Origin of the sequence: Aneurinibacillus terranovensis DSM 18919 (assembly GCF_000430625.1) — a bacterium.
Classification (GTDB): Bacteria; Bacillota; Bacilli; order Aneurinibacillales; family Aneurinibacillaceae; genus Aneurinibacillus_B; species Aneurinibacillus_B terranovensis.
The window spans coordinates 1-2681 of the sequence record NZ_AUMJ01000107.1 but is presented as its reverse complement, the minus strand read 5'-3'; the positions used below and the strand labels follow the sequence as shown (position 1 = coordinate 2681).

2 protein-coding genes and 2 pseudogenes are annotated in these 2681 nt (G+C 40.5%); 2 read left to right on the top strand and 2 right to left on the bottom strand.

What is annotated here, in order from left to right:
• Positions 1-77: 77 nt before the first annotated feature.
• The gene (locus tag H525_RS24355; RefSeq protein WP_051331080.1) at positions 78-512 is read right to left on the bottom strand and encodes a recombinase family protein; all 435 of its coding nucleotides are present in this window, start codon (positions 510-512) and stop codon (positions 78-80) included.
• Between the two features lie 327 nt (positions 513-839).
• Between H525_RS24355 and H525_RS0115345 the strand changes: the two genes are divergently transcribed.
• A complete protein-coding gene (locus tag H525_RS0115345; protein WP_027416900.1) occupies positions 840-1391 on the top strand; it encodes a type II toxin-antitoxin system PemK/MazF family toxin in 552 nt (183 codons plus the stop codon).
• 491 nt (positions 1392-1882) lie between these two features.
• Here the strand turns inward: H525_RS0115345 and H525_RS0115340 are convergent.
• Positions 1883-2313 (bottom strand): annotated as a pseudogene (locus H525_RS0115340) (Tn3 family transposase); the annotation flags it as partial.
• Between the two features lie 80 nt (positions 2314-2393).
• Between H525_RS0115340 and H525_RS24350 the strand changes: the two are divergent.
• Positions 2394-2681 (top strand): annotated as a pseudogene (locus tag H525_RS24350) (hypothetical protein); the annotation flags it as partial.

Below are 2681 nucleotides of genomic sequence, written 5' to 3'. Positions count from 1 at the left end.
CTTAAATTCTGCCGTATATCGATTTCGTTTCTCCATGTCCTCAGTATAACTTATTTATCGCCTCCTTGTGTCTCACCTTATGGGTTCATTGTAAAATCCGTGATTTCCCTGATGGTATGCTCTTGACTGTCATATAAGGTAAGATCTTGTTTGATTTTTTTCTTATCAACAGATGGCCGGCCACCTTTCCTCCCTCTTGCCCTGGCTGCTTCAAGTCCTGCTATTGTCCGTTCACGGATGATATCACGTTCAAACTCGGCTAGAACGGCAAGCATACCAAACATAAGCCGTCCAGTTGAGGTGCTGGTATCAATATTATCCCGGATGCTTACAAACTCCACATTCATTTCTTTTAGCTGCTCAGCGACTTCGATCAGTTTTTTTGTGGAACGTGCAAGCCTGTCCAATTTGTAGACAACGAAGGTATCACCAGCACGCAATGTATCCAATGCTTTCGCTAGCTCCTGCCGTTCATCTTTGTCTTGAAAAAAATCCCTGTCTGTATTTAGCAAAAAATATTATGCTATTTATACTCACAATTTTATTAATGTAGAAGTTAGGAGAGAAAAATTATACCAATTGATAGAAAAAGACTTATTGATAAAGCCAGTTCAAACAGTCCTACCCTTAAACAACCTGTTTCTGCCGATCCATTTATAAAAAGTCAGTTACATAACACACTGAACGACAGCAAAATTCTTGTTGAAGCAAAAACTCAAGAGATTGCGATTGAATTTATTATCTTTAATCACTTTTGGAATGAATATGGATTTTTTGGTATAAATAAAGATAACATTCAGGCTACAAAAGACTCAAACAAAAGATACTCAAGAGGTCGGATGGTATTTGTACGTTTTGGGTACAACACGGGGAAAGAATCTTCACTTGCTCATCCAGCGGTCGTTGTAGGTCACTATGATGATCTCGTAGTTGTAGTTCCTCTAACTGGAGATGATGGTGGAAATTTATCAAAGGATCTTGAAAAGACTGTAGTTCGCTATCCAAAGGATGGTAAAATAATGAGGAAAAATGGTATTGCTGAAATCCATCAGATTCGTTGTATTAGTAAAAATCGTATTACAAAAGATATGAATGTTAATGTACAAGACTATATCCTTCCTAATACAGTTGTCGATACCATAAATGGCACATTTGGAAGTCTTGGAACATTTCTTAATTATGGGGACAATCTTTTAAAGGCGATAGAAGCTAAAATTACATACCATTATGCACCAGATATCCTTTTTGAATTAATGAGGTATCGTAAAGAAGTTGAAATGTTGAAACAAGAAAAGTTGAATTTAGAGGCTAAATTGAAGGAAATAACAGCTTCATTACCTCGTGTTGCACCAACTGATGAAGAATCAATGTATGGCAAAGAAACAAAATAAAAGATTTAAGAATCGTTCATCGTCCGATTGACATCTTATCGGAAATGGTAGTATATTATAAGTACAAAGTGTTACTGTTAACATTGCCCGTTCAGCAAAAGGCTGGATGTGGTCAGGATATATATCCACGTATAATAAAATCGCCTCGAACTCCAAGGTTCGTGTGCTGAATGAGAGTCCTGCTTTGTGCAGGCTCTTTGTCTTTCTATAAGTGTTTTTTATTATATTTTTTTATTTTTGTTTTCCATGTCCGATAACGTCCTGAATATTAAGGGCATTCGGATTTTGTGGTGGAAAAGGGCTTGTAATTCGCCCTTCTCCAATTTCTCAAGCTACATCTTTTACAGCCTGTTGAAGACTATCTTCATATACTTCTTCGTTTTCCTACCTCTCCTTATTTCCTACACTCACTTCACGAAACGGAAAAAATCGTACGTTAAGCAGGTACAGCCGATATATATATTAAAAACATCGTATGTCGGCTGTACCTGTTAATGGTTATTAACTGAACGTAGCGGTCTAAACTTACCACGTTCCACATAGTGTTCTGTTGCCAAGTGTAGTCACCTGTCAGATTGATGTGTTCCCAACCAAGTGGCGAAAGGTGTTGTAATAGATTGTCGTCAATAAACTGTCCACGTGATCTCAACTCTTGTATCGCTCGCTCCAAGTAGACTGTATTCCACAATATGATGGCTGCTACCACCAAATTGAGACCGGAAGCGCGATAGAGCTGATTCTCAAAGCTGCGGTCACGTAGTTCCCCCAGACAGTTAAAGAATACGGCGCGAGCCAGTGCATTTTTAGCCTCTCCCTTGTTCAACCCAACCTGTACCCGACGACGTAGTTCAACATTTTGCAGCCAGTCCAGCGTGAACAGCGTACGCTCGATACGTCCTAATTCCCGAAGTGCCATAGTCACCAATCGGTCGTCAAAAAGCGAAACATAAACTAGGAGTCTGACCGACGACACAGGGATATGCCCCTTCCGTCGCGAAGGCGATGTCGCGAAAGCGAATGAAGCAAGAGATGAAACGCCTGGAATCCGAAATCCGTGAAGCTCTCGATAAGATGCAACAGAGCGATGATCAGGAAGAAGGGCAAATTTCGCTCTTTCCGGAATCGACAAACATCGAAGTACAGGATCGGCAAATGAGACGGAAGAAAATCCAAGAGTCCCTAAAGGAACTGGAAGAACGCAAGCCCGAAGCCGAATCGAAGACGGCAGCAAAAGATCAGATCAACTTTACGGATTCCGAGTCCCGCATCATGGACACGAAGACCCAAGGC

What these genes read in the sequence shown, in the direction of transcription:
- H525_RS0115345 (WP_027416900.1), top strand. Translation starts at nt 840, where the DNA reads ATGGTATTTGTACGTTTTGGGTACAACACGGGGAAAGAATCTTCACTT.